24 protein-coding genes are annotated in these 21,973 nt (G+C 37.6%); 12 read left to right on the top strand and 12 right to left on the bottom strand.

Annotated features, from left to right (window positions below; genetic code table 11):
* Window positions 1-24: 24 nt before the first annotated feature.
* From ACHJH3_RS02425 to obgE, 6 genes are all read right to left on the bottom strand, one after another.
* On the bottom strand, window positions 25-885 hold the full coding sequence (locus ACHJH3_RS02425; protein ID WP_172200908.1) for a ParB/RepB/Spo0J family partition protein: 861 nt from the start codon (window positions 883-885) through the stop codon (window positions 25-27).
* Window positions 886-888: 3 nt separating this feature from the next.
* A complete protein-coding gene (locus ACHJH3_RS02430; protein WP_169942782.1) occupies window positions 889-1,671 on the bottom strand; it encodes a ParA family protein in 783 nt (260 codons plus the stop codon).
* Window positions 1,668-2,303 (bottom strand): biotin--[acetyl-CoA-carboxylase] ligase, encoded by a 636-nt coding sequence (locus ACHJH3_RS02435; RefSeq protein ID WP_407063433.1) that lies wholly within the window; start codon window positions 2,301-2,303, stop codon window positions 1,668-1,670. Before ACHJH3_RS02435 ends, ACHJH3_RS02430 begins: the two co-directional genes overlap by 4 nt.
* Window positions 2,304-2,315: 12 nt before the next feature.
* Complete coding sequence (fmt, locus tag ACHJH3_RS02440; protein ID WP_407063434.1) at window positions 2,316-3,266, bottom strand: methionyl-tRNA formyltransferase; 951 nt, start codon at window positions 3,264-3,266, stop codon at window positions 2,316-2,318.
* Between the two features lie 4 nt (window positions 3,267-3,270).
* The gene (locus ACHJH3_RS02445; protein ID WP_407063435.1) at window positions 3,271-3,924 is read right to left on the bottom strand and encodes an NAD(P)H-binding protein; all 654 of its coding nucleotides are present in this window, start codon (window positions 3,922-3,924) and stop codon (window positions 3,271-3,273) included.
* Between the two features lie 117 nt (window positions 3,925-4,041).
* Complete coding sequence (obgE, locus tag ACHJH3_RS02450) at window positions 4,042-5,094, bottom strand: GTPase ObgE (RefSeq protein ID WP_407063436.1); 1,053 nt, start codon at window positions 5,092-5,094, stop codon at window positions 4,042-4,044.
* A gap of 108 nt (window positions 5,095-5,202) precedes the next feature.
* Between obgE and ACHJH3_RS02455 the strand changes: the two genes are divergently transcribed.
* The 3 genes from ACHJH3_RS02455 to ACHJH3_RS02465 all read left to right on the top strand — a co-directional run bounded on the left by ACHJH3_RS02455 (window position 5,203) and on the right by ACHJH3_RS02465 (window position 7,391).
* Window positions 5,203-5,904 carry a hypothetical protein gene (locus ACHJH3_RS02455; RefSeq protein ID WP_407063437.1) on the top strand — a complete coding sequence of 234 codons (702 nt, stop codon included), beginning with the start codon at window positions 5,203-5,205 and terminating at the stop codon, window positions 5,902-5,904.
* Between the two features lie 291 nt (window positions 5,905-6,195).
* The gene (locus ACHJH3_RS02460) at window positions 6,196-6,756 is read left to right on the top strand and encodes a hypothetical protein (RefSeq protein WP_407063438.1); all 561 of its coding nucleotides are present in this window, start codon (window positions 6,196-6,198) and stop codon (window positions 6,754-6,756) included.
* Between the two features lie 248 nt (window positions 6,757-7,004).
* Complete coding sequence (locus ACHJH3_RS02465) at window positions 7,005-7,391, top strand: hypothetical protein (RefSeq protein ID WP_407063439.1); 387 nt, start codon at window positions 7,005-7,007, stop codon at window positions 7,389-7,391.
* Here the strand turns inward: ACHJH3_RS02465 and ACHJH3_RS02470 are convergent.
* The 4 genes from ACHJH3_RS02470 to ACHJH3_RS02485 form a co-directional block, all read right to left on the bottom strand.
* On the bottom strand, window positions 7,388-7,840 hold the full coding sequence (locus ACHJH3_RS02470; protein WP_407063440.1) for a hypothetical protein: 453 nt from the start codon (window positions 7,838-7,840) through the stop codon (window positions 7,388-7,390). The genes ACHJH3_RS02465 and ACHJH3_RS02470 overlap by 4 nt on opposite strands.
* 248 nt (window positions 7,841-8,088) lie before the next feature.
* Window positions 8,089-8,346 (bottom strand): 50S ribosomal protein L27, encoded by a 258-nt coding sequence (gene rpmA / locus ACHJH3_RS02475; RefSeq protein WP_407063441.1) that lies wholly within the window; start codon window positions 8,344-8,346, stop codon window positions 8,089-8,091.
* A gap of 11 nt (window positions 8,347-8,357) precedes the next feature.
* The gene (gene rplU, locus ACHJH3_RS02480; RefSeq protein ID WP_169942268.1) at window positions 8,358-8,672 is read right to left on the bottom strand and encodes a 50S ribosomal protein L21; all 315 of its coding nucleotides are present in this window, start codon (window positions 8,670-8,672) and stop codon (window positions 8,358-8,360) included.
* Window positions 8,673-8,817: 145 nt separating this feature from the next.
* The gene (locus ACHJH3_RS02485) at window positions 8,818-9,852 is read right to left on the bottom strand and encodes a cytochrome-c peroxidase (protein WP_407063442.1); all 1,035 of its coding nucleotides are present in this window, start codon (window positions 9,850-9,852) and stop codon (window positions 8,818-8,820) included.
* A 222-nt stretch (window positions 9,853-10,074) separates the two neighbouring features.
* Between ACHJH3_RS02485 and ACHJH3_RS02490 the strand changes: the two genes are divergently transcribed.
* Both ACHJH3_RS02490 and flhB read left to right on the top strand, forming a co-directional pair.
* The gene (locus ACHJH3_RS02490) at window positions 10,075-10,239 is read left to right on the top strand and encodes a hypothetical protein (protein WP_407063443.1); all 165 of its coding nucleotides are present in this window, start codon (window positions 10,075-10,077) and stop codon (window positions 10,237-10,239) included.
* Between the two features lie 13 nt (window positions 10,240-10,252).
* Window positions 10,253-11,329 carry a flagellar biosynthesis protein FlhB gene (flhB, locus tag ACHJH3_RS02495; RefSeq protein ID WP_407063444.1) on the top strand — a complete coding sequence of 359 codons (1,077 nt, stop codon included), beginning with the start codon at window positions 10,253-10,255 and terminating at the stop codon, window positions 11,327-11,329.
* A 143-nt stretch (window positions 11,330-11,472) separates the two neighbouring features.
* On the opposite strand, the gene ACHJH3_RS02500 is transcribed toward flhB, so the two are convergent.
* Window positions 11,473-13,140 (bottom strand): anaerobic C4-dicarboxylate transporter, encoded by a 1,668-nt coding sequence (locus ACHJH3_RS02500; protein ID WP_407063445.1) that lies wholly within the window; start codon window positions 13,138-13,140, stop codon window positions 11,473-11,475.
* 402 nt (window positions 13,141-13,542) lie between these two features.
* On the opposite strand from ACHJH3_RS02500, the gene ACHJH3_RS02505 reads away from it, so the two are divergent.
* The 7 genes from ACHJH3_RS02505 to ACHJH3_RS02535 all read left to right on the top strand — a co-directional run bounded on the left by ACHJH3_RS02505 (window position 13,543) and on the right by ACHJH3_RS02535 (window position 19,286).
* Window positions 13,543-14,103, top strand: a complete 561-nt coding sequence (locus ACHJH3_RS02505; RefSeq protein ID WP_407063446.1) for a hypothetical protein — start codon at window positions 13,543-13,545, stop codon at window positions 14,101-14,103.
* Between the two features lie 11 nt (window positions 14,104-14,114).
* The gene (locus ACHJH3_RS02510) at window positions 14,115-15,089 is read left to right on the top strand and encodes a molybdopterin-dependent oxidoreductase (RefSeq protein WP_407063447.1); all 975 of its coding nucleotides are present in this window, start codon (window positions 14,115-14,117) and stop codon (window positions 15,087-15,089) included.
* Between the two features lie 41 nt (window positions 15,090-15,130).
* Entirely contained in the window at window positions 15,131-15,883 is a 753-nt protein-coding gene (locus ACHJH3_RS02515) for a molybdopterin-dependent oxidoreductase (RefSeq protein ID WP_407063448.1), read from the top strand.
* Between the two features lie 36 nt (window positions 15,884-15,919).
* On the top strand, window positions 15,920-16,168 hold the full coding sequence (locus tag ACHJH3_RS02520; protein WP_407063449.1) for a hypothetical protein: 249 nt from the start codon (window positions 15,920-15,922) through the stop codon (window positions 16,166-16,168).
* A 20-nt stretch (window positions 16,169-16,188) separates the two neighbouring features.
* Window positions 16,189-16,467 carry a molybdopterin dinucleotide binding domain-containing protein gene (locus ACHJH3_RS02525; RefSeq protein ID WP_407063597.1) on the top strand — a complete coding sequence of 93 codons (279 nt, stop codon included), beginning with the start codon at window positions 16,189-16,191 and terminating at the stop codon, window positions 16,465-16,467.
* Window positions 16,468-16,620: 153 nt separating this feature from the next.
* Window positions 16,621-18,543, top strand: coding sequence for an ATP-binding protein (locus tag ACHJH3_RS02530; protein ID WP_407063450.1), 1,923 nt, complete (start codon window positions 16,621-16,623; stop codon window positions 18,541-18,543).
* A gap of 47 nt (window positions 18,544-18,590) precedes the next feature.
* Window positions 18,591-19,286 carry a response regulator transcription factor gene (locus ACHJH3_RS02535; protein ID WP_407063451.1) on the top strand — a complete coding sequence of 232 codons (696 nt, stop codon included), beginning with the start codon at window positions 18,591-18,593 and terminating at the stop codon, window positions 19,284-19,286.
* 34 nt (window positions 19,287-19,320) lie between these two features.
* Here ACHJH3_RS02535 and polA read toward each other — a convergent pair whose 3' ends face one another.
* Window positions 19,321-21,969: a DNA polymerase I gene (gene polA / locus ACHJH3_RS02540; protein WP_407063452.1), complete on the bottom strand. Its 2,649-nt coding sequence runs from the start codon at window positions 21,967-21,969 to the stop codon at window positions 19,321-19,323.
* Window positions 21,970-21,973 lie beyond the last annotated feature (4 nt).

Raw genomic sequence — 21,973 nt, forward strand, 5'->3', positions numbered from 1 at the left:
TTAGCTAAATTTTACAGTTAAATTTCAGCTAATTTTGCCTATAAAATTCTCAATATCTGATATATCTTTAAATTCAAGTATCAAATTTCTATTTTTAATTTTTGATTTTATGTGGAGTTTTTCTAGAAGCTCTTTTAAATGATCTAGCTTTTGAGTGTATTTTTCATCGATTTTAAAACCGATTTTTTGTGAGCCTTTGCTTTTGTCTTTTAAATTTTTAACCAAATTTTCAGTTTCGCGAACGCTTAATCTCTGTCCGATTATCGTATCAACAGCCATCTTTTCATCATTTGGCTCAAGTCCTACGATTACTTTAGCATGTCCTTGAGTTATCTTTCCTTCTTTTATGAGATCTTGAGTATGAAGGCTTAAAGACAAAAGCCGCATTGTGTTTGTTATCTGAGTTCTGCTCTTATGTATGATGTTTGCAAGTCCTTCTTGCGTGATCTTATACTCATCGATAAGCTCTTTGTATGAATTTGCAAGCTCGATAGGATTAAGATCTTCTCTTTGGATATTTTCAATAAGCGCAAGTTCTCTTAAATTTTTACTCTCGATATCGGCAACTATGGCTTTTATTTTCTCGGCACCTAAAATTTTAGTCGCTCTAAATCTTCTTTCGCCTGCTATCAGCATATATCCGTCATCTTTTTGTATGACGATTATAGGCTGGATAAGTCCGTGTCTTTTTATTGATTCGCTTAGCTCTTTTAAGGCTGTTTCATCAAAGTGTTTTCGTGGCTGATAAGGGTTTTCGGTTATTAAATTCAGATCGATTTCGGTTACTATATCGCGATTTCCGCCGCTTAACTCAGCCTTGTAAGCAAGCTCAACATCTTCAAGTATAGCTCCCAATCCGCGTCCTAAACTACTCTTTTTAGCCATCTTTTATCCTAAGATCGCGTAAGCTAAATTTTGATACGCCTGAGAGCCCGGGGATTTTATATCGTAAAGTATCACCGGCTTACCAAAGCTTGGAGACTCGGCAAGCTTTACATTTCTAGGCACGATCACAAAATCCTCACTATCGTCTTTTAGTTTAAACAGCTTGTTTTCAAAATGCTGCTTTAAATTCGCCACAGTTTCTTTTGAAAGGTTGTTTTGAGAGCTGTACATAGTCGGTAAAAAGCCCTTTATGGCAAGCTTCGGATTTATAGTTTTTTTGATTATTTTAACCGTGTTTAAAATTTGCGCCAATCCTTCAAGTGCGTAAAATTCGCATTGTATAGGTATAATCACGCTATCGCTTGCACTTAAAGCGTTTACGGTTATGCTACCAAGTGCGGGCGGGCTATCGATGATGATGAAATCATACTCGTGTAAAACTTCTGCAATTTTATTTTTAAGGATTAGTTTGTAATCCTTGCTCTGATCGTTAAATTCTTGCTCGATACCCACTAAACCGATGTTTGAAGGAGCTAGAAAAAGTGTAGGAATTTCAGTTTTTAGAACTATCTGAGAAAGCTTCTTGCGCCCTGTTAAAACGTGATAGATATTGTATTCATAGTCATTTCTACTAAAGCCCATTCCCGTAGTCGCATTTGCCTGAGGATCGATATCTATGAGTAAAACTCTCTTTTCCGCAACCGCCAAAGAAGCCGCCAAATTTACCGCTGTGGTCGTTTTGCCCACACCGCCTTTTTGGTTTGCTATGGTTATTATCTCGCTCATCTTAAAGAATACACCTTTTTTTCATTTACTAAAATAGCTCCATCATCGCAAATTTCTGCACCTTGCAGCGATATTTCTTGCCCGTCTATATGCGTGATGAATTTTTTTGATTTCTGAAAGTCTAACCTAAATTTGCTAAAAATCTGCTTCCATAAAATCTTTTTTTCTAATAATTCACAAAATCCCCAAACTGCTTCATTTTGACTAATTTGTATATCCAAAATACCCGCATTTTTTGGTGCACCGACGAGATTTAAGCCCATACCGCAAATATAATTTTCACTTATCTTTGAAGTAATTGTTCCGCCGATTTTTTTATCTTCTATGTAAAAATCATTAGGCCACTTAATCCAAATTTCAGAGCCTTGCGAAGCTAAAAATTCACGCATAATCATCGAAAAATAAATAGATATGGAGGCCTCATGCAGATCATTTGGCAAAAAGCTCTTATCCACACAAAAAGAAAAAAACAAATTCCCTCTAAATCCTTGCCACTCGTTATTTCTGCTGCCTATGCCTTTGGTTTGTTCGTTTGCAACGATCATAAAAGGCGGCTTTATCGCTCCTGCGCGCACGCCTTCGCAGACAAATTCCTGTGTTGACGGGATTGAATCAATAAATTCAACTACCAAAATCAGCTCTTATCATAAAATTTTATCGCCCGCTCTAAGGCGTTTGCCGTTTATATAAGAATTTGCATCGACGGCCTTTTTGGCAGGTTCTTGCAGGGAATAAATTTTAACGGCTCCGCTATTGCACCCCACTACAAAACTATCTTTATAAATGCTTAAAATCTCTCCTGCTTCACCGCTTGAGCCTTCAAATAGCTCCAAAGATAAAATTTTAAGTCCGCTCTCAAGATAAATTCCCGGCCAAGGAGTAAGCGCTCTAAATTTATTATAAATTTCATGTGCATCTTCGTTAAAGCTAAAAAGCCCATCCGTTTTTTGTATCTTTTTACATTCGGTTGCGAGGTTGTCGTCTTGCTTGATATGGGTTAAATTTTGAAAATTTAAGAGCGTTCTTACTATCAGTTCGCCCGCCATATCGCCAAGTTCGCTAAAAAGTTCTTGCGCCATTTTGTTTTCGCAGTTTGTATAGGCAAAATCAAGCATATCGCCTGTATCAAGCCCTTCGTTCATAAGCATAGCCGTTACTCCGGTTTGTTTTTCGCCTTCTAAAATCGCGCTTTGAATAGGGCTTGCACCGCGGTATTTCGGCAAAATCGAAGCGTGTAAATTTATACAAGGAGCGATGTCAAGTATGCTTTTAGGCAAAATTTTTCCATACGCCGCCACAACTATAAAATCAGGCTTCAAGTTTGAAATTTGCTCAGCCACCGCTTCATCTCGCAAAGTCTTTGGCTGAAATATCGGCACAGTGGGCAAATTCGCCTCGCTATAAATCTTAACGCTACTAGGAGTTAGTATCTGCTTCCTTCCCACGGGCTTATCAGGTTGGGTGAAAACGGCTACGATATTAAATTTCGGCTCTTTTTTAGCGCCGTCTAAGCTAAGTTGATTAGCGTTAAATTTAACCATAGCGTCTAAAATTTTGACCGCATAATCGGGCGTTCCCATAAAAATTACATTCATATCTCTATCCGTTAGTTTTAATTACATCTTGCGGGCGGTAAATTTTAGCTCCCGCAGGCGGGTTTTTGGCCACTTTCAAAACCGCTTGCGCGATCTGCTTTCCACTCATAGGCCGCATGGACGAAAAGAATTTTTTAGGTATCAATTTAAACATGGTTATCATGAAATTTTCAAAAACCCTAAACTCCTCTCGCTGACCCTTGATAAGCGAGGGATGAAATATCATCAAAGAGTCATATCCAAGCTCTTTAACCGCATTTTCAGCCTCGCCTTTTGCTCTAAAATAAAATACGCCTGAATTTACATCGGCCTTAAGCGAAGATATCATCGAAAAGCTCTTAGCTCCCGATAGCTTGCCCCATTTGGCAACTTCTTTCACATACTCTACGTCCACTTTTAAAAACCGCTCTTTACTTCTGGCTTTTCTTAAAGTCGTGCCGAGTGCGCAGTAAATTTCATCCATATAAAACGGCTTTATCTCGCTTATCTTGTCAAAATCAATCTTTTTTATATCTAGTTTTTCATGCGCAAAATCAAGTTCACGTCTTGTCCAGACAAAAACCCTCAAATAATCCTCATCCTCGCAAAGCTGCCTTACTATCTCGCGTCCGACGACTCCAGTCGCCCCTACGACTAAGGCTGTTTTATGACCGCTCATATCTTCTCCGTTTCTCTTTTGTATTTTGGAGCCGTAAAATTTCAAAACAATAGCTCATTATTTGTGAGAATTTGGCTTATAAAAAGCAAATTTAAGCACAAAATTTGACCAAACGAACTATTTGAGTTTGTCTTTTTGCAAAAGCTCAAGCAGGTTAAATTTAAGCTCATTTATATTTTCCCCACTTGCAGACGATATCGGCATGATGAAAAACGGCTTGGCAGCATCAAATTCATACACGTCTTGCTTGTAGCTTAAAAGATCGCTTCCAAGCCCAAGACTCTTAATGAAGTCCGAAATTTTATCCACCTCTTCGCAAGCATCAAGCCTAGTAAGTGCTATAGCATAATCTCTGCCGCCAAGCTCGCTTGAAAATTTGCTAACCTCTGCTTTAAGAGTGCTAAACTGCTCTTTAAGGGTTCGGTAGTTGGCAAGATCTAGCATATAAAGTAAAACTTTAGTCCGCTCAATATGCTTTAAAAACTGCACTCCAAGCCCTCTTCCGTCGCTTGCCCCCTCAATGATACCGGGGATATCGGCCATAACAAAGCCGCTATATTCATCAACTTCTACAAGACCGAGCTTTGGTGTAAGTGTCGTAAATTCATAGTTGGCAATCTGCGGCTTGGCGTTTGAAACGGTTGAAATGAGCGTGCTTTTGCCGACATTTGGAAAGCCTACAAGCCCTACGTCGGCTATGAGCTTAAGCTCAAGACGAACGTTGCAAATTTCTTCCGGAGTGCCCTTTTGGGCGTATTCGGGAGCTTGATTGGTCGAGCTTTTAAAATGAACGTTACCAAGTCCGCCTTTACCGCCCTTTAAAAACATCTTTCGCTCGCCCTGCTTGGTTAGATCAAGCAAGAGCTCTCCGCTATCAGCGTCATATACGGCAGTTCCGGGAGGTACTATAAGTTCTAAATTTTCGCCTTTTTTACCTGTCATTCTACGGCCCATGCCCGGTTCTCCGTTTTGAGCCTTAAGAGCACGTTTTCCTTTATATGCGGCTAGGGTGTGGGTATTGTTATCAACGATAAAATACACATCTCCGCCGTCTCCGCCATCTCCACCGTCAGGTCCACCTAGTATAACGTGCTTTTCGCGTCTAAAGCTAACCGCACCTGCTCCGCCGTGACCCGAGCTTAATGTCAAACTTACACTATCTATAAACATAAATTTACCTTAAATTTTTCTTTTCATTATAGCTTTTTGTTGATTAAAATTTGATTTTTTGCCAAAATTCAATTAGCAAAAAGCAAAATTTAGTAAAAAGAGATAAAAATGAAAACTTTTGAAGATCTCGCTATACAAAAGAAGACTCAAACACAAGAGTGTAAGGAATTTATAAAAGAGCTAAAAAACATAAACAACGATAGAAACGTAAATTCAGAAATAGACACGCTAATATATCTACTAAATTGCAAAAAGCGAATGTATGATAGCTTAAAATGTGATAACGGCGATCAAATTTCACTAGGACTAAAAGATATAGACGAAAAAATTTATAGGCAAATTTATATACTAGAAAAAGATGAAAATTTAAAAATTTCCGATCAAAGCAAATACGCTAAAAAATACTTATCCGATAAGTCAAGCGAAATCAAAGCTCAAGTTTTAAAAGAGATAATAAATTTTATATTTTTACACAAATGGCTTTCTACGATAGTATTTTTTGCATTTGGTATATTTGGAGTTTTGATTTATTTTGAAAATCCATTAAACGATATAAAAGACATATCACAGCTGCAACTTGTATTAATATCCGTTGCAAATGTTACATTTACTACACTTTGGGGTATGTTTTGCTTTATCATAGCATATTTATACGTTAGTTTTGAAAAAAGCGGAGATTTTAAAAAACCAATACTTTACTTTTTATTCCCTAAATCTTTGTTTGTTTATATCTCTTTATTTTTAATTGTATGGATACCTGTTTATCTACTCAAAGATAAGTTAAATTTTAAGTGTAACTTACTAGTATAGCTTCTAATTACTTATGTCATTATAAACATATCCGTAAGATTTAGAAAGCATGAAAGAATAATGCTCGTCTTATGTGCAATTATTTTGTTTTGTATGTTTATATCATCTATTGTAATAAGCGTTTATTTTCAAACATATGTACTTAGCACTTTTTTATGGTTGATGTCATTTTTACTCATCTGGCTAATGGCTATATCTAATGCAACAAATAAATCATCTATAATTTATATTATGTATTTTACTATTATATCTACATTATTAAGCGCGATGACAACGGCGCCTAATTTTACTATGAGCTTGATCGGGTATAAAGAGGTTGATTACAAATTCATATCCATAGACAAAAAAGCTTTAAATTCTCTGCCCGATGAAATTTGTAAAGAGGATTGCGATAAATATTTTTGCATAAGCAACACAAAAAGAAATTACGCTTGCAAAAATAGCTATATAACCCCAATTTCTTATATAGACGGAAATTTCACATACAAAAACAACGATACGAATACGATTCATAGCATCAAGAGCGCATCAAATGAATGTTTTAGCTTTTTGGATGAAAATCAGACGATAGTTGAAATTCCAAAAGATAGTAAAATAATCTTTAAAGACAAAACTTTAGACACACAAAAAGATGGCAATGCTAAAACATACAAAAACATCTCTTTAAAATCAAATCCCAAAATTTGCATGACTTACATCAAAAACCAAGACAATGATACTTTTAAAATTTATAATATTAAAACTTTATCTACTTTGGGTAAATTTTATCTTTTAGAAACAAAAGACGGTAAAAAATTTGAAATTGATTCAAATTTGATCTACGGCAAACAAAGAGAGTTAATAGCCCGATAAAACGGGCTATATGATTATTTTTTAGGCGGATTGTTTCCGCGACCTTTTCCGCTTGGGTTACCTGTGGTGCTTGGACCGTTTGGCGGTCTAACGCCTGATTTTGCCATTTCGTCTCCTTTCTAGTAAGATTTATTGTCTGCGATAAATTTGCTTCATTTTTTTTAAATTTGAGCAACCAAAAATAACTATATTCTCTTTTTGAGTTTTGTTATAATTTAGTGAAATTATAAAATTTCATAAGGCGACAAATGGCGACAATAAATCAGTGCAAAGAGCTAGTCAAAACCATTGAAAACGGCATAAAAGAAATTTGCAAATCAAAGAAGAGCTTTTTTGTGAATTTTGTAGCGCACAAATATGAAACAAACGATGAAGGCGAGAACAAAGCTCAAGGCAAATCTATAGAAAAAATGTTCCAAAGGATTAAAAGGGGCGAATCTTGCACAAAAGAGAGTCTATGCAAGCTTAAAGAAATTTATAGATTTTTACTTGATAAAGACGAGTATCAAAAGCTTAGCGCATACAAACCGCTTTTAGATAACGGCTTTGAAAGAGAAATTTTGGGCGATGAGCACCGCAAAAGAGTTGAAAAAACGGCAAACCAGCTATTTTTGGATAAGAGCTTAGAAAACTAATAGCACTCTTTAAATTTCTTATCCTCCTTCAAGCACTGCTTTAGTTTATTCATACATCTTTCTTTTTGATATCTGCTACCTTGCTCGCCGACACAAATAGAGATAAACGCATACTCTTGTTCTATCTCATATCGCTCTAAAAACATATCGTATCCGCCGTAAGCCAGTCCGCCGGCTACGATAAAACCTAGCCAAAATTTGTTGCCGTTTTTAGAGGCTGATTTTTCCTTGTTTGCAAAACAACTTATCAAAGCGCCAAATTCATCGCTACTTTGGATATGCTCTATAACTTTTTGCGCATCATTTGGGCTTATTTTATTATCCAAGATATCTATCTTAAGCTCTTTTATACTCTCATCTATAGCTTTATTTATCTGATTTAGCAGCTCTTTATTGATTAAATTTTCAGCGATATATTTTAGTATTTCACTCTTGTCTATCCTTATCATCTTACCCCTCAAAAGATCAAACAATCCGCCCATTAAGGCTATTTATAGAGATTGCCTTTGGCGAAATTTAAATGTTTAGTTTTTTAAAATTCAACATATTATTTGGCTATGTTTTTTAATACAATAATTGTTATAAATTCAAGATTTCTTCGCACATAATTAAGATAATAAATTTTTAAATAGCAGAAACTCTTTGGATCTTATTATCGGCGTGCCTAAAGAAGAGTCGGGGCTTTCGCCCCTAAGATTTAAGCTGCAGGATAAACGGAAACTTTTTTTCTTTTTTTGTCAAATCTTTCGAATTTAACAAATCCGTCTATCAATGCAAATATAGTGTGATCTTTGCCAAGACCTACGTTGCTTCCAGCGTGAGTTGCTGTGCCTCTTTGGCGGATTAATATATTGCCGGCGCGAACAAATTCGCCTCCGAATTTTTTAACGCCTAAGCGGCGACCGATGGAATCTCGGTTATTCTGGGTTGAACCTTGACCTTTTTTGTGTGCCATACTTTATCTCCTTAGGCTTGTATGCTTAAAACTTTAACGCGAGTAAATTGTCTTCTAAAACCGCGTTTTAATTTAGAGTCTTTTCTTCTGCGTTTTTTATAGATGACGACTTTTTTGTCTTTACCTAAATTTACGACCTCTAAGACAACTTTTGCACCCTTAACAAACGGCGCACCTACCTTCACTTCATCTCCGCCAAGAGCTAAAACTTCGTTTATTTCGATGTTTGCTTTTGGCTCGGCTTCAAAGCGATCAAGCTTAAGGTATTCACCTTCGCTCACTCTATACTGCTTTCCGCCATGTTTTATAATAGCATATTTTGACATTGCTATCCCTTCTTTGGTAAGTTACCAAAAAGCACTTTTAAAAAAGATTTATGGAGCTTTGTTGGTTGTAAGGAGTGGATTATATACTTTTTTTTATAAATTTAAGTTGAATTTAATCAGGAGGATAACCTCCCGATCATAAATTTTAGTAGTCTAATTCAGGCTTTGAAGTTTTTTCTGTTGAAGCAGGAAACATCGGATATTCAACCTTTGGCATAGTTCCCGTTAAGGAATTTAAAAACGTTACCATATCGTTAGCTTCTTGCTCGCTTATCTCGATTCCAAGCTGAATACTACCCATGGCTTTTACCGCATCTTTTAGAGACCAAATAGCACCGTTATGAAAATAAGGAGCGGTTAGCTCGATGTTTCTAAGTGTAGGAGCCTTTATCATTCCGTTTGCGTCGCCTTTAAAATCACCTACATTTGCGAATTCATACTTCGCCGCAACTTCAAACGGCTGCAATGTACCGCCCAAATTTACGCCATTATGGCAAGTAGCGCATCCTTTATCAATGAATACTTTAAGACCTTTTTTCTCGGCTGAATTTAAAGCATTAGCGTCGCCCTCTAAAAATTTATCAAATCTTGACGGAGTTACAAGCGTTCTTTCAAAAATCCCTATAGCCGTAGTTACAAGGTCGAAATTTATCTCGCTGTTAAACGCTTTTTTAAACTCATCTACATAAGCAGGTATTGATTTTAGTCTATCTACGACAAGCTCAGGAGTTGATGCCATTTCAGGCAAAGCCGTCATAGGGCCCGCCGCTTGTGCAGCCAAGTGCTCCGCGCGACCGTCCCAAAACTGAACCGAGTTAAAAACGGAGTTATATACGGTAGGTGCGTTTATATGATGAGGATTTGGAGCCCATTTGTGACCTGTTGATGCAGGCACTCCATCAACGCCTCCAAGACCTAAGTTATGACAGGTGTTACAGCTTATGATACCTGATTTTGAAAGGCGAGGATCAAAATAAAGCCTCTTGCCAAGCTCATAAGCGGCCTCTGTCGTAGGATACTGCTTGGAATCCGGCGAAGCATCGTTTATCATCTTTGTAAGAGCTTTAGAATCGCTAGGAATCGCGATAAGACCAGAATCAAGCGCCTCTTTTATCAGACTATCGGCAAAAAGAGAATTCGCCAAAACAACCGAACCTAAAAATAAAATCTTAGATTTCACAACTACTCCTTTAATTTAAAAATTAAAGTGACAATAATAAAACATTTTAAATTAATTTCTAATAAATTTTATTAGTTATAATAAATTATTTTTAAATAATTTTCCTTAAATAAGATAAAATATCTCTTATTACTATTTGAAATTTTGATTTAAAATTTAATTTAAGAATTTAAAAATACAAAGCAGTTTTGATATAATCATTAAACCAAAAAAGGAAATTTCATGACAAAGTTTATCGCGAGTCCAACTACCGATCCAAATTTATCAAATTTCACTTTGCCGGCAAGTAGAAATATATACCAAGAGCCTGCGTGCAAATGCTCAATCAAGAGTGATAAAATTGTAGTATCTATCACCATAAACCAAGCCGCTTGGTTTAACTTTTAAACGCGATTAGATCATGGCAGAAAACGATCAGGAAAAAACCGAAGAAGCCACCTCCAAAAAAATAGAGGACGCAAAAAAAGACGGCAATGTCCCCAAAAGCCAAGATTTAGCAGGCTTTATAACTCTTTTTGTGGCGATTTTTGCAGTAATTTTACTCCTTGGCTTTCTTGGTGATCAGTTTTTTGCCCTTTATAGATATTACCAAAGCTTGATAGGTCAAGAGATAGACGCAAAATTAATTTATACCGTCGCTATCGATACGATACTTAGGGTTCTTTTGATGATTTTGCCGATTACCATTTGCGTGGCTATCGCAGGAATTATCGCGAATTTAATCCAATTTGGTTTTATATTTACCACAAAGCCTCTTGAACCGAATTTAAACAAAATAAATCCGATCAAAGGTCTTAAAAATCTATTTTCTCTAAAAAAACTTATCGAATCCATCAAGATGACTTTAAAGGTTACGATCGTATTTGGCGTGGGATTTTTTATGTTTTTAAGCTTCATAAAAGAGCTTCCGCATACTATATTTTTACCTATGATAGCTCAACTTGAGTGGCTAAAAGAAAAGATGATAATACTCGCCTTTGTCATGCTTATAGTGCTTTTTGCGATAGGACTAATTGATGTCTTGATAGTGAGATTTCAGTATTTTAAAGATTTAAGAATGACAAAACAAGAGGTAAAAGACGAATATAAGCAGATGGAGGGAGATCCGCAGGTTAAGGCTAGAATTCGGCGCCTTCAAATGGAAGCAAGCCGTAAAAGAATGATGCAAAATATCCCGGAAGCTGATGTTATCATCACAAACCCGACACACTATGCGGTAGCGTTAAGATATGACAAAACTAAAGAAAAAGCTCCGATAGTTCTGGCTAAAGGGGTTGATTTCTTAGCTCTCAGGATAAAAGATATAGGCATCAAAAACGGAGTAAAAATCGTAGAAAATCCACCCCTTGCAAGAGAGCTTTATAAGGTATGTGATATAAACGATATGATCCCTGCAGAGCTTTTTAGAGCGGTTGCGGAGGTGCTAAGCTTTGTTTATATGAGCGATAAAAGCAAATTTGGCGATAGGCTTAGGTAAATATACAAATTTCAACATCCACTCAAGCGGCAACAGGCTTTAGGAAATAATTTCCGATATTTTTAAAACGCGCAAATTTACATAAATTCAAGAAATTACAAAGTGCCGACAAGCAAATTTAAGGGAGAAATCTCCCTTAAATTTTATAAGTAGCCAAATACTCCGGCTAAGATATAACCAACCACACAAGATACAAACACACCAAGAAGACCGGGTATGATAAAGCTGTGATTGATAACGAATTTGCCTATTTTGGTAGTTCCCGAGCGGTCAAACTGGATAGCGGCAAGATCGCTTGGATAGGTAGGAAGTATATAATATCCATAGCAAGCAGGCGCAAAAGCCAAAATAACCGCAGGGCTAACACCGATACCAAGAGCTAGCGGCACGAAAGCTACAAGTGCGGCGGCTTGGGAATTTACGAATTTAGAAACCAAAAGCAACATAACCGCATACGTCCAAGGGTGCTGTTTAACGATATCGCCAAGAGCTTCTTTCATCATCGGAGTATGCACGGCAAACATCGTCTCAGCCATCCACGAAATTCCAAACACCGCAACAAGCGCGATCATACCCGAGCGGAAAATTTCGTTTTTGCTAATCTTACTCGCATCCGTTTTTGTAAAGATGATGATAAGCGCTCCGGCTAACAGCATGAAAATCTGAATAACATCAACCATGCCCATAGGAGCCGGCTTTTTAACGCTATCTTTTACTAAAATTTTAGCCGAAGCTATGGTTTCGCTCTTGCCCTCTTCTATCAACTCCACGCCTCCGTTTTGAGCGCTTAACTTTTGAGTCAGCTTGCCGTCTTTGGCGTAAATTTCGATATTTTCATAACTCATAGAGCTTTTTGCCTTACTTGCAACAACGCTCTCTTCGATCTTGCCGTCTTTTACTATCGCGACTATTTTGCCGTCTTTTATGTTAAAGCTCTTTACGGTTTTGCCGTCAGCTACAACTTCAACAACTTTCGCAGGGTTTGATTTCGGCCATGCAGGGCGAAATTCCTTAAAGTATCCAAGTAGCGCAACAACAGCGATGGCTCCTAAAAATATCCACATCGCATTCCAGCTTGACTGAGGAAGCTTTTGTCCAAGCAAAGACACGCCTTCTCCGTAAACATATTTCTTAAATTCAGGATCTTTAATTTTTTCTTGAAATTCCTCGTCTTTATCAAGATCTTTTCCTCTAAACCAGCTAAAAATTCCGATAGCCAAAACACCGCAAAAAGTAGAAGGTATCGTTATCTTAAGAAGATCGATATATCCGTCAAAGCCGGCTAAAGGAGTCTTTGCATTTACCAAAAACGCGGTTAAGGTTACAACGGCCACCGAAACCGGACTTGCTATGATTCCCATTTGTGCGGATACCGAGCTTGCCGCCATAGGACGCTCCGGACGAATGCCGTTTTTAATCGCTATATCATAAACTATCGGCAAAATCGTATATACAACGTGTCCCGTTCCGCAAAGTATCGTTAAAAAGCACGTTACAAAAGGCGCTAGGATACTTACGTATTTTGGATTTTTCCTTAAAATTCTCTCCGCTATTTGAAGCATAACGTCAAGTCCGCCGCTTGCTTGCAAGGTTGCGCTCGCAACGACAACGGCAAGTATGGTAAGCATAACGGCAATTGCAGGCTTGCCAGGCTGTATATTAAATCCGAAAACCAAAACGATAAGCCCGATACCGCCTAATAAACCAAGCGCTATACCGCCCTTTTTAGCTCCGTAAAACAGACAAATAAGAACAACTAAAAGCTGAATGGCAAACTGAGTGCCTTCGCTTAAACCGGTTAGAAACTCCATTGATTCTCCTTTTGGAATATTATTTTTCCGCAATAATTTTAGCAAATATAGGGGGTTAATTAGCTTAAATTTATAGTTTTTATTAAATTTATTTTTTAATAAGATAATTTAAGATTATTAACGCTAAATTTGTCTTTTAAATTCTCCATCTTAAAATACTCAATCACCAAATTTAGATATTACTAAACTTAAATTTGAACTATAAATAAAATTCACCCCAAACAAAAAATCCCAAGAATAGATACTTGAATTTATTTACTCACTATCGTTTAATCTTATTTTTGCACGAAGTAAGAAATTATACTTTTATTATTTTTGTAATTTAAAATTTCATCAACAACTTACCTTAAGGAAAGAATTATTAAGTGCGATAACCGCATTAAAATTTAAAAAGGAGAAAAGATGAGCAGATCTTTGAAATTTATATTCACCGTTATGCTTTTGGCTCACGGTGCGTTTGGAGAGGATATTATCTCTGAAAATCAGCAGATAATGATAGATAGTAAGGAGATAGGTCAAATTTACAAAGGCGCGGAAGTTATCAATGAAGGAAGCGGCTATAAGATAAAAGGCTATGTTATGAGCGGAAATGAATACATGCTTTTTTACAGCAACGAAAACAGAATTCGTCTTGCGAGGATAAAAGACGAATTTACTGGTTTTTACAAAGTCATTTCACAAAGTCAAGATGTGTATGGAGTTAAATGGAAAGAGGTCGAGCTGACCTTTAACTTAAAAGACGGAGGCAAAATAGCTCCTAAAAATACAAATATATGGGCTAAGGAAGAAGAGCTTTATCAAAGATGCGGTAGCTGTCACGCATCTTTTCACGCTGAAGAATATACCGTAAATCAATGGCCTAACGTAATTAAAACAATGAGCGAAAGATCGGGTCTTACCAAAGACGAAACCAGATCAGTCGGCGCATATATGCAATATCTTGCTTTAAAACATCATAAATAAAAGGATAGATTATGAATAGAAGATCATTTTTAAAAAGTTCCGCAGTTGCCGGAGCTGCTCTACCTAGTCTGCTAAGTGCTGATACTTTAGTAAATACTAAGATCAAAAAAGTCACCACAGGCACCCACTGGGGAGCCGTATATGCAACTATAAAAGACGGGGTTATAGAGGATGTTAAGCCGTTAGAGCTAGATTCAAATCCGTCTTTAATGAATAAGGGAATAGAGAGCAGAACATACAGCGAAACCAGAGTCTTATATCCTTATGTCAGAGAGGAATTTTTAAAAAATCGCCATAAAAGCGACACCACAAAGCGCGGCAAAGAGAAATTTATCCGCGTAAGCTGGGAAGAGGTAAATCAGATCATATACGAAGAAATTTCAAGATGTCAAAACGAATTTGGACCTACTAGCATATACGGAGGCAGTATCGGTTGGTGTTGCGTAGGAAGTTTAAACAATCCGGCAACCCTGCTTCAAAGGCTTTTAAATTTAACGGGCGGATATGTGGCTAGAAGAGGGACGTATTCAACAGGAGCGGTTTCGGTTGTAACTCCTATCGTTCTTGGCACAAACCACTATTTTAGACATACAAGCTTAGACAATATAGCTAAACACACGCAGACGCTAATGCTTTTTGGCTGCGATCCTATCGTCACTACGCAGATAAATTGGGATACTCCTTCTAATAAGGCTTACGACGGATTTGTAAATATCCAAAAATCCGTTAAAGAGGGTAAGATGAAGGTTATATCCATCAACCCTCTTAGAACTGACACCGATAAATTCTTAGACGCAAAGAGCATTAAGATAGTGCCAAATACGGACGTTGCAATGATAGTTGCGATGTGCTATCACCTATATGATCAAAAACTGCACAATCAAAAATTCCTAGATAGATATACCGTGGGATTTGATGAGTTTAAAGAGTATCTTCTGGGCGTTAAAGACGGCATAAAAAGACTCCAAAATGGGCAAGCAAAATAACGGGCGTAAGCGAACAAGAGATAAAAGAGCTTGCAGAGACTATGGCAAAAACAAGAACGATGATAATGCCTGGCTGGTCGCTACAAAGACAAGATCACGGCGAGATGGGCAACTGGGCGGTATATACTCTTGGAGCGATCTTAGGTCAAGTAGGGCTTGATGGAGGCGGATTTGGAGCCAGCTATCACGGAGACGGTAACGTAGGCTCAACCGAAAGACTTGGAGTAACGATACCGGGCATAACATCTGGCAAGCCGGTAAAGCTTGAAAAATGGGCGCATGTAGATACGGCAAAATACACAATCCCTGCGGCTAAAATTTCAGACATGCTTTTAAATCCGGGCAAGGTGATAGATTTTGCGGGAAATAAACATACTTACACCGACATAAAGCTTATTTATTGGGCGGGCGGAAATCCTATGCACCAACATCAAGATAGAAATTTGATGATAAAAGCTTGGCAAAAACCGCAAGTAATCATAAATCAAGATCCGTATTGGACGGCAAGTTCAAGGATGGAGGATATCGTGCTGCCTGCAACTACGGAGATAGAAAGAGATGATATAAGCTATATCTGCTCTGAATCAAAAACGGGAATTTTGGCTCTTAAAAAGGGTATAGAACCGCTTGGCGAATCAAAATCAGACTATGAAATTTTTAGCGATTTGGCTGAAAAATTCGGTAAAAAAGCAGAATTTACCGAAGGAAAAGATGCAAAAGGCTGGGCGAAGGAATTTTATGAAAAAGGTCTTGAAAAAGCAGTAGAAAAAGGCATAGAGATGCCTAGTTTTTAGGAATTTTGGGAGAAAGGATACCACGAATTTACGCAAATGGCAGAAGGAGGAGATAACTACGTGGCATTTAAGTATTTCATAGAAGATCCTATAGAAAATCCTCTAGGAACGCCATCAGGAAGGATAGAGCTGTTCTCTCGTAAAGTCGCAAGCTACGGATATGACGATTGCGAAGGATATGCTAAATTTTACGAGCCTGCCGAGTATCTTGGAAACGCGACTAAAGAGTATCCGTATCACCTACTCTCTCTCCGCACCCTCGATACAGACTGCACTCGCAGCTAAACAACACTATCTTAAAAAACATATATGAAGTAAGCGGTCGCGAACCTGTTATCATAAATCCTCAAAACGCAAAAGAAAAAGGGATAAAAGACGGCGATGTGGTGTTAGTTAGCAGTAAAAGAGGTAAAATTTTAGCCGGTGCGATTATAAGCGAGGATATAAGAAAAGATGTGGTTTGCATAGCCGAAGGCGCTTGGTATGATCCGCAAAATCCGGGCGAGATTGACTCGCTTTGCGTTCATGGAGATGTAAATGTACTAACCATAGATAAAGGGCACAAGCAAGCTTGCTCAAGGTAACATAGCCCACACTGCGCTTGTAAATATAGAGAAATTTACGGGAAGTATTCCTGAAGTTAAGGTATTTTCCAAACCTAAAGCATAAAAGATCGGACTTAAATTTATAGTTTAAGCCCTTTTTAGCTATGCTTTAAAAAACTCAAAGAGGGCGAAATGAATATAAAAAATATCATATTTTATATTTTTATTCCTATTTTCGCGCTCTATTTTTACATCATATTTAACAACTACCAAGAAAACAAAAACTACATCTACGAAACAGCCATATCAGGTCAAATCAAACTGGTGCAAAGCTATAAGATAAGAATCGATGACAGGCTTGAGTATTATAAAAAACTACTTGAAGAGACATCTAAATTCATAATAGAAAAAGATGCGATAAAGGACTACGCTCTTATAAAACAAACGCTTAGAATTTTAAAAAGAGCGGGTGAATTTTCAGAGGTTTATGTAGGTTACGGCGATATAAACAAGACAATCTCAAACAACGAAACCGAGTTTAGAGGGTATGATTACAGCTTCACGCAACGTCCGTGGTATAAGGCGGTGGCAGACACCAACCAAACAGCCATAACGGCTCCTTATATGGACTATACGCTAAACAAAAACGTCATTTCCATCGCTACGCCTATTTTTAAGGGCGCATCTCTTTACGGGGTTTTAACCGCGGATTTGGATTTTGAAATTTTACAAAAAGAGATTGCGCTTTTATTTCCTATCAAGGACGGGTCGGCCTTCTTAATGACTAATAACGCGGATATTTTAAATGCCACGGACGAAATTTTTACCAAAGGAATTTCAAAGGACTTTCTGCGCTCTTTTGGATCAAAAAGTAGCGGTATAGAGAAATTTAAAGTAGCCGATAAATCCTTTATCTTCATATACAACTCACTTGTAAATAGCCCGCTAGTGTTTGTATCCTTGCTTCAAGAGGATAAAATTTACGAAAAGCTATATCAAAAAACCATAAACGATTTTTTAGTTTCGCTATTTTTAATACTATTTGGCTTTGGAATTTTGATATGGATCTCTTTGGCTCAAAAGAGGCTTTTAAAAAACAGATATCTGCTAAATTTATTTGCTAAAAATCAAAGCGGAGGAGTCTTAATAGCTGATAAAAACGGCTCAATAGTCTTTTTAAATAAAGCTTTTGAAAATACGTTTTCATTAAATCCAAAGAAATTTTTAGGCAAAAACATAAGCGAGCTATCTAATGTTTTGGGGTCAAATTTGTCAGAACTCAAAACACGACATATAGAATTTTCTCACATAAATTTAGACGATAAAACTTATAGAATTTTAGCCACGGCTCTATTTGAAAGAGGCGAAAAATTCGAAGGCACGCTAATAAGCGTATATGACATAACGCATGAAGCGCAACTTGAAGCCCAGAAAAAACAACAAGAACAAATTCTAATACAAAACGCCAAAATGGCGGCTCTTGGCGAGATGATAGGCGCAATTTCTCATCAGTGGAGACAGCCTTTAAATTCTCTCCTGCTTTTAATCAGCGACCTAGATGATATGTATGTCAAAATAACCGCGGATGAAATTTTAAAAAATCGTATATTTTCACACCTAAAACGAGCTCGCACGAGCATTGAGCTTATGAATGAAACAATTAATATTTTTAGAGATTTTTATAAAGAGGATTTTGAAAAAAAGAGCTTTGATATAGTCGACGTGCTAGAGGACGTGCTGTATATTTATAGACCGCAAATAGAGATAAAAGGCATAGCGCTAAAGGTTGATTACGAAGATAAAAGATACTATATAAACAGCTATCAGGCGTTTTTGAAACAAATTTTAATAAACCTTTTGGCAAACGCCAAGGACGAGCTTGTCAAAATATCTCAAAGTGACGTGAATTTTAAGGGCGAGATTAAGGTAGGCATAAACGAGAATGAGCAAAGCTATATAATCCATATAGAAGATAACGCAAGAGGCGTGCCTAAAGATCTGAAAGATAAGATATTCGAGCCGTTTTTCAGCACCAAAGATGACGGAACGGGCATGGGGCTTTATATCTGCAAATTGCTATTTAAGCACAAGCTAAAAGGCGATATATATGGATAATACCGAACACGGGGCTAAATTTTCGGTTGTTTTACACAAGGATCAAAATGAATAGCAAAATTTACGAAACGCTAAAAAACGCTAACGTCTTATTAGTAGAAGATGATATCTCCTTAAAAGAGATCATAAAAGAATTAATCTCCCCATATGTTCATAAAATTTATGAGGCGACAAACGGCGAAGACGGACTTGAGCAGTTTAATTTAAATGAGATCAACCTGATAATAAGCGATATAAATATGCTTTATATGAGCGGTATAAATATGGCTAAGCAGATAAGAAAAGTCGATAAAATAGTGCCGATAATATTTATAACCGCCTATGACACCGAGCAAAATTTAACAGAAAGCATAAGCTTAAACAGCAAATTTTTCCTTAAAAAGCCTTTTGACAAGCAACAACTTTTAATATCGATGATAATGGCTCTATCCGAGGAAAGGGGAGATGATAGAGCGAATTTAATAGATCTTAAAAACGGCTTTACATATGATATTGAAGCTAAAATTTTAGCTAAAGAGGGTCTAGCGATTGAATTAACAAGAACAGAACAAAGACTTTTGCGCCTGCTGGCAAACAATAAAAACAGAGTTATATCTTATGAGACTATCGAATCTTACACATGGCAAGGCAAATTCGCTTCACCCGATACCATACGCAACTACATAAATCGCTTAAGGAGCAAAATTTATCCTAAGCTAATAAAAAACGTACAAGGAATCGGATATAAAATGCAGCTTGAATAAATTAAATCACGCCGCATTTTATATTTTACCCAATCTACTTAAGCTCGCCCCAATTTTTAGCTATATTTAGCGAGCTTTTAAGGGGCACGTTGAGTTTATATATATCTTGCATTATCGCTTTGGCTCGCTCGCCAAATTCCTGCGCATAGCTATCCTCAACCTCAAAGATGAGCTCATCGTGAATTTGAAGCAGCATCCTAGCTCTAGCGTCTAAAATTTCTCTGATTTTTACCATAGCAAGCTTTATGATATCCGCAGCAGAGCCCTGAAATATCGTATTTACAGCCTCGCGCTCATACATGGCTACTTGCATGGGAGTTGCCGTGCTAAAGTCAAAAAACCGCTTTCTGCCAAGCAGAGTTTTTACAAAACCGTTATTTTTAACTTCGGTTTTAATGCCTTCCAAAAAGCCCTTAATGCTTGGAAAAGCCTTGAAATAGCGCTCTATATACTCCTTTGCTTCAGCGCGCGAGATACCTACTTGACCTGAGAGTTTGCTTGAGCCCATACCGTAGATAAGCCCGAAATTTATGCTCTTTGCAACCGCACGGTTATCTCCGCCTGCGTCGCCAAATATACTAATCGCCGTGCGCGCGTGGATATCTTCATCGTTTGCAAACGCCTCAAGAAGCGCACTGTCTTTACTAAAATGCGCAAGCAGCCTAAGCTCGATTTGACTATAGTCAAGCCCTACGAAGCTAAAGCCCTCTTTTGCCTCAAAGGTCTCTCTAACCTCGTAAGCAAGGCTTCCTCTGGCAGGGATATTTTGCAAATTCGGATTTTTGCTTGAAAGCCTACCCGTGCTGGTGCCGGTTTGCATAAAATTGGTGTAAATTCTATGATTTTCATCTTTTTTAGCTAGGCTTAAAAGCGGCTCGCAATACGTGCTTTGAAGCTTATAAAGCTCGCGGTAGCTAAGTAACTTTTCTATCACGGGATGTTCGTTAAGAAGCTCGGTTAAGACCGCCTCATCGGTACTATATCCGGTTTTTGTTTTCTTTTTTGCAGGCAGTTTTAAGTGCTCAAACAGCACTTCGCCAAGCTGCTTAACGGAATTTATATTAAAACTCTCCCCGCTTAATTCGTAAATTTCAGCAGTTAAAGCCTTGATGTTTGTGTCATTTTTCAAGATGAGCTTTTGCATTTTTTGCGTATTTAGCTTGATACCTTCGTTCTCCATATCAAAAAGCGTCAAGATAAAAGGAAATTCATGCTCATTGGCAAGTTTTATGAGCTTTGGATCTAGCAAATTTAAAAAGCTTTTATAAAATTTTAAAGTTATCCAAGCATCCTCGGCTGCGTATTTTGCCGCATTTTCCAAATTTATGCTCGCAAAAGTTTCTCCCTTTTTCACTACATCTTCAAATTTGATCGTATCATAGTCATAAAGTCGCTTTGCCAAAGCGTCCATTCCAACCGCTTGCGAGGGCTCGCTAAGCCAAGCTAAGATCATCGTGTCTTTAAAATTTGCAGGAGGATTGAGATTTAAATTTTGTTTCACCACTTTAAAATCGTATTTTAAATTTTGCCCGATAACGCAACCTTTATAAATTTGAGCTACCGCCCAAGCCGCAAATTTGAGGCTTATCTGCTTAGGTGCACCAAGATAACTGTGCGCAATAGGCACGTAGTAGCTATCGGTGTCGTTAAAACAAAAGCTAAAGCCGACTATCTTGGCGTTTGCCGCGTCAATGCCCGTAGTTTCGGTATCAAAAGCAACGATAGTATCTTCAGATATATCTTCAAGCAGCCTTTCTATCTCGCTTTCTTCGGTTAAAAGATGAGCGTTAAACCCTAGCTTAAATTCGGCATTTTCATCGCTGTTTTGAAGCAATTTTAAGATACGGTTAAGATCATACTCTCTAAGTAGCCCGGCGACTTTTAAAAGCGGATTTGACGAGGGGAATTTCGCCTTTTCAAAATCCATCACATCGACAACATCATCAAAAAGCGATGTTAGTCTCTTGCTTAAAAACGCACTCTCTTTGCCCTCTACTAGCATATCTTTGGTGCGATCGTTTCTTATAAATGCTAAATTTTCATATATGTTTTCCAGATTTCCAAACTCGTCAAGTAGTTTTTTAGCTCCCTTTGCGCCGATGCCTTTAACGCCCGGTATATTATCCGAGCTATCTCCGGTAAGCGCTAAAAAATCACGAATTTGACTAGGCAAAACACCGTATTTTTCGACACAACTTGCACTATCGTGATCGATTTTGCTTTGCGGGCTGTAAATGCTTGTCTTGCCGTCTTCTATGAGCTGATAAAGATCCTTATCGTGCGTTACGATTCGCACGAAGATATCTTGCTCTTTTGCGATTTTAACGGCGGTTGCTATGATGTCATCAGCCTCATAGCCCTCCTTGCTAAACGAGCAAAGACCCATCTTTTCTATCATATCTATGCAGACAGGAAGCTGTTCTTTTAGCGGTGCGGGCGGCTCTTGGCGGTTGGCTTTATAATCACCCGCGATCTCATGGCGAAGCGTTTTGCCCTTGCTGTCAAGCGCAAAGATAATATAATCGCTTTGAAATTCGTTTTTTAAATTCATAATAAAATTTGCAAATCCGCTTATCATCCCGCTTGGCTTGCCGTCACGGTTTTTTAAATTCGGCATCGCATAATAAAGTCTGAAAAAAAAGCCGAAAGTATCGATTATCGTTAGAGTTTTTTTGCCGTTCATTGTA

Source organism: Campylobacter canis (assembly GCF_045504005.1).
Lineage (GTDB): Bacteria > Campylobacterota > Campylobacteria > Campylobacterales > Campylobacteraceae > Campylobacter_A > Campylobacter_A canis.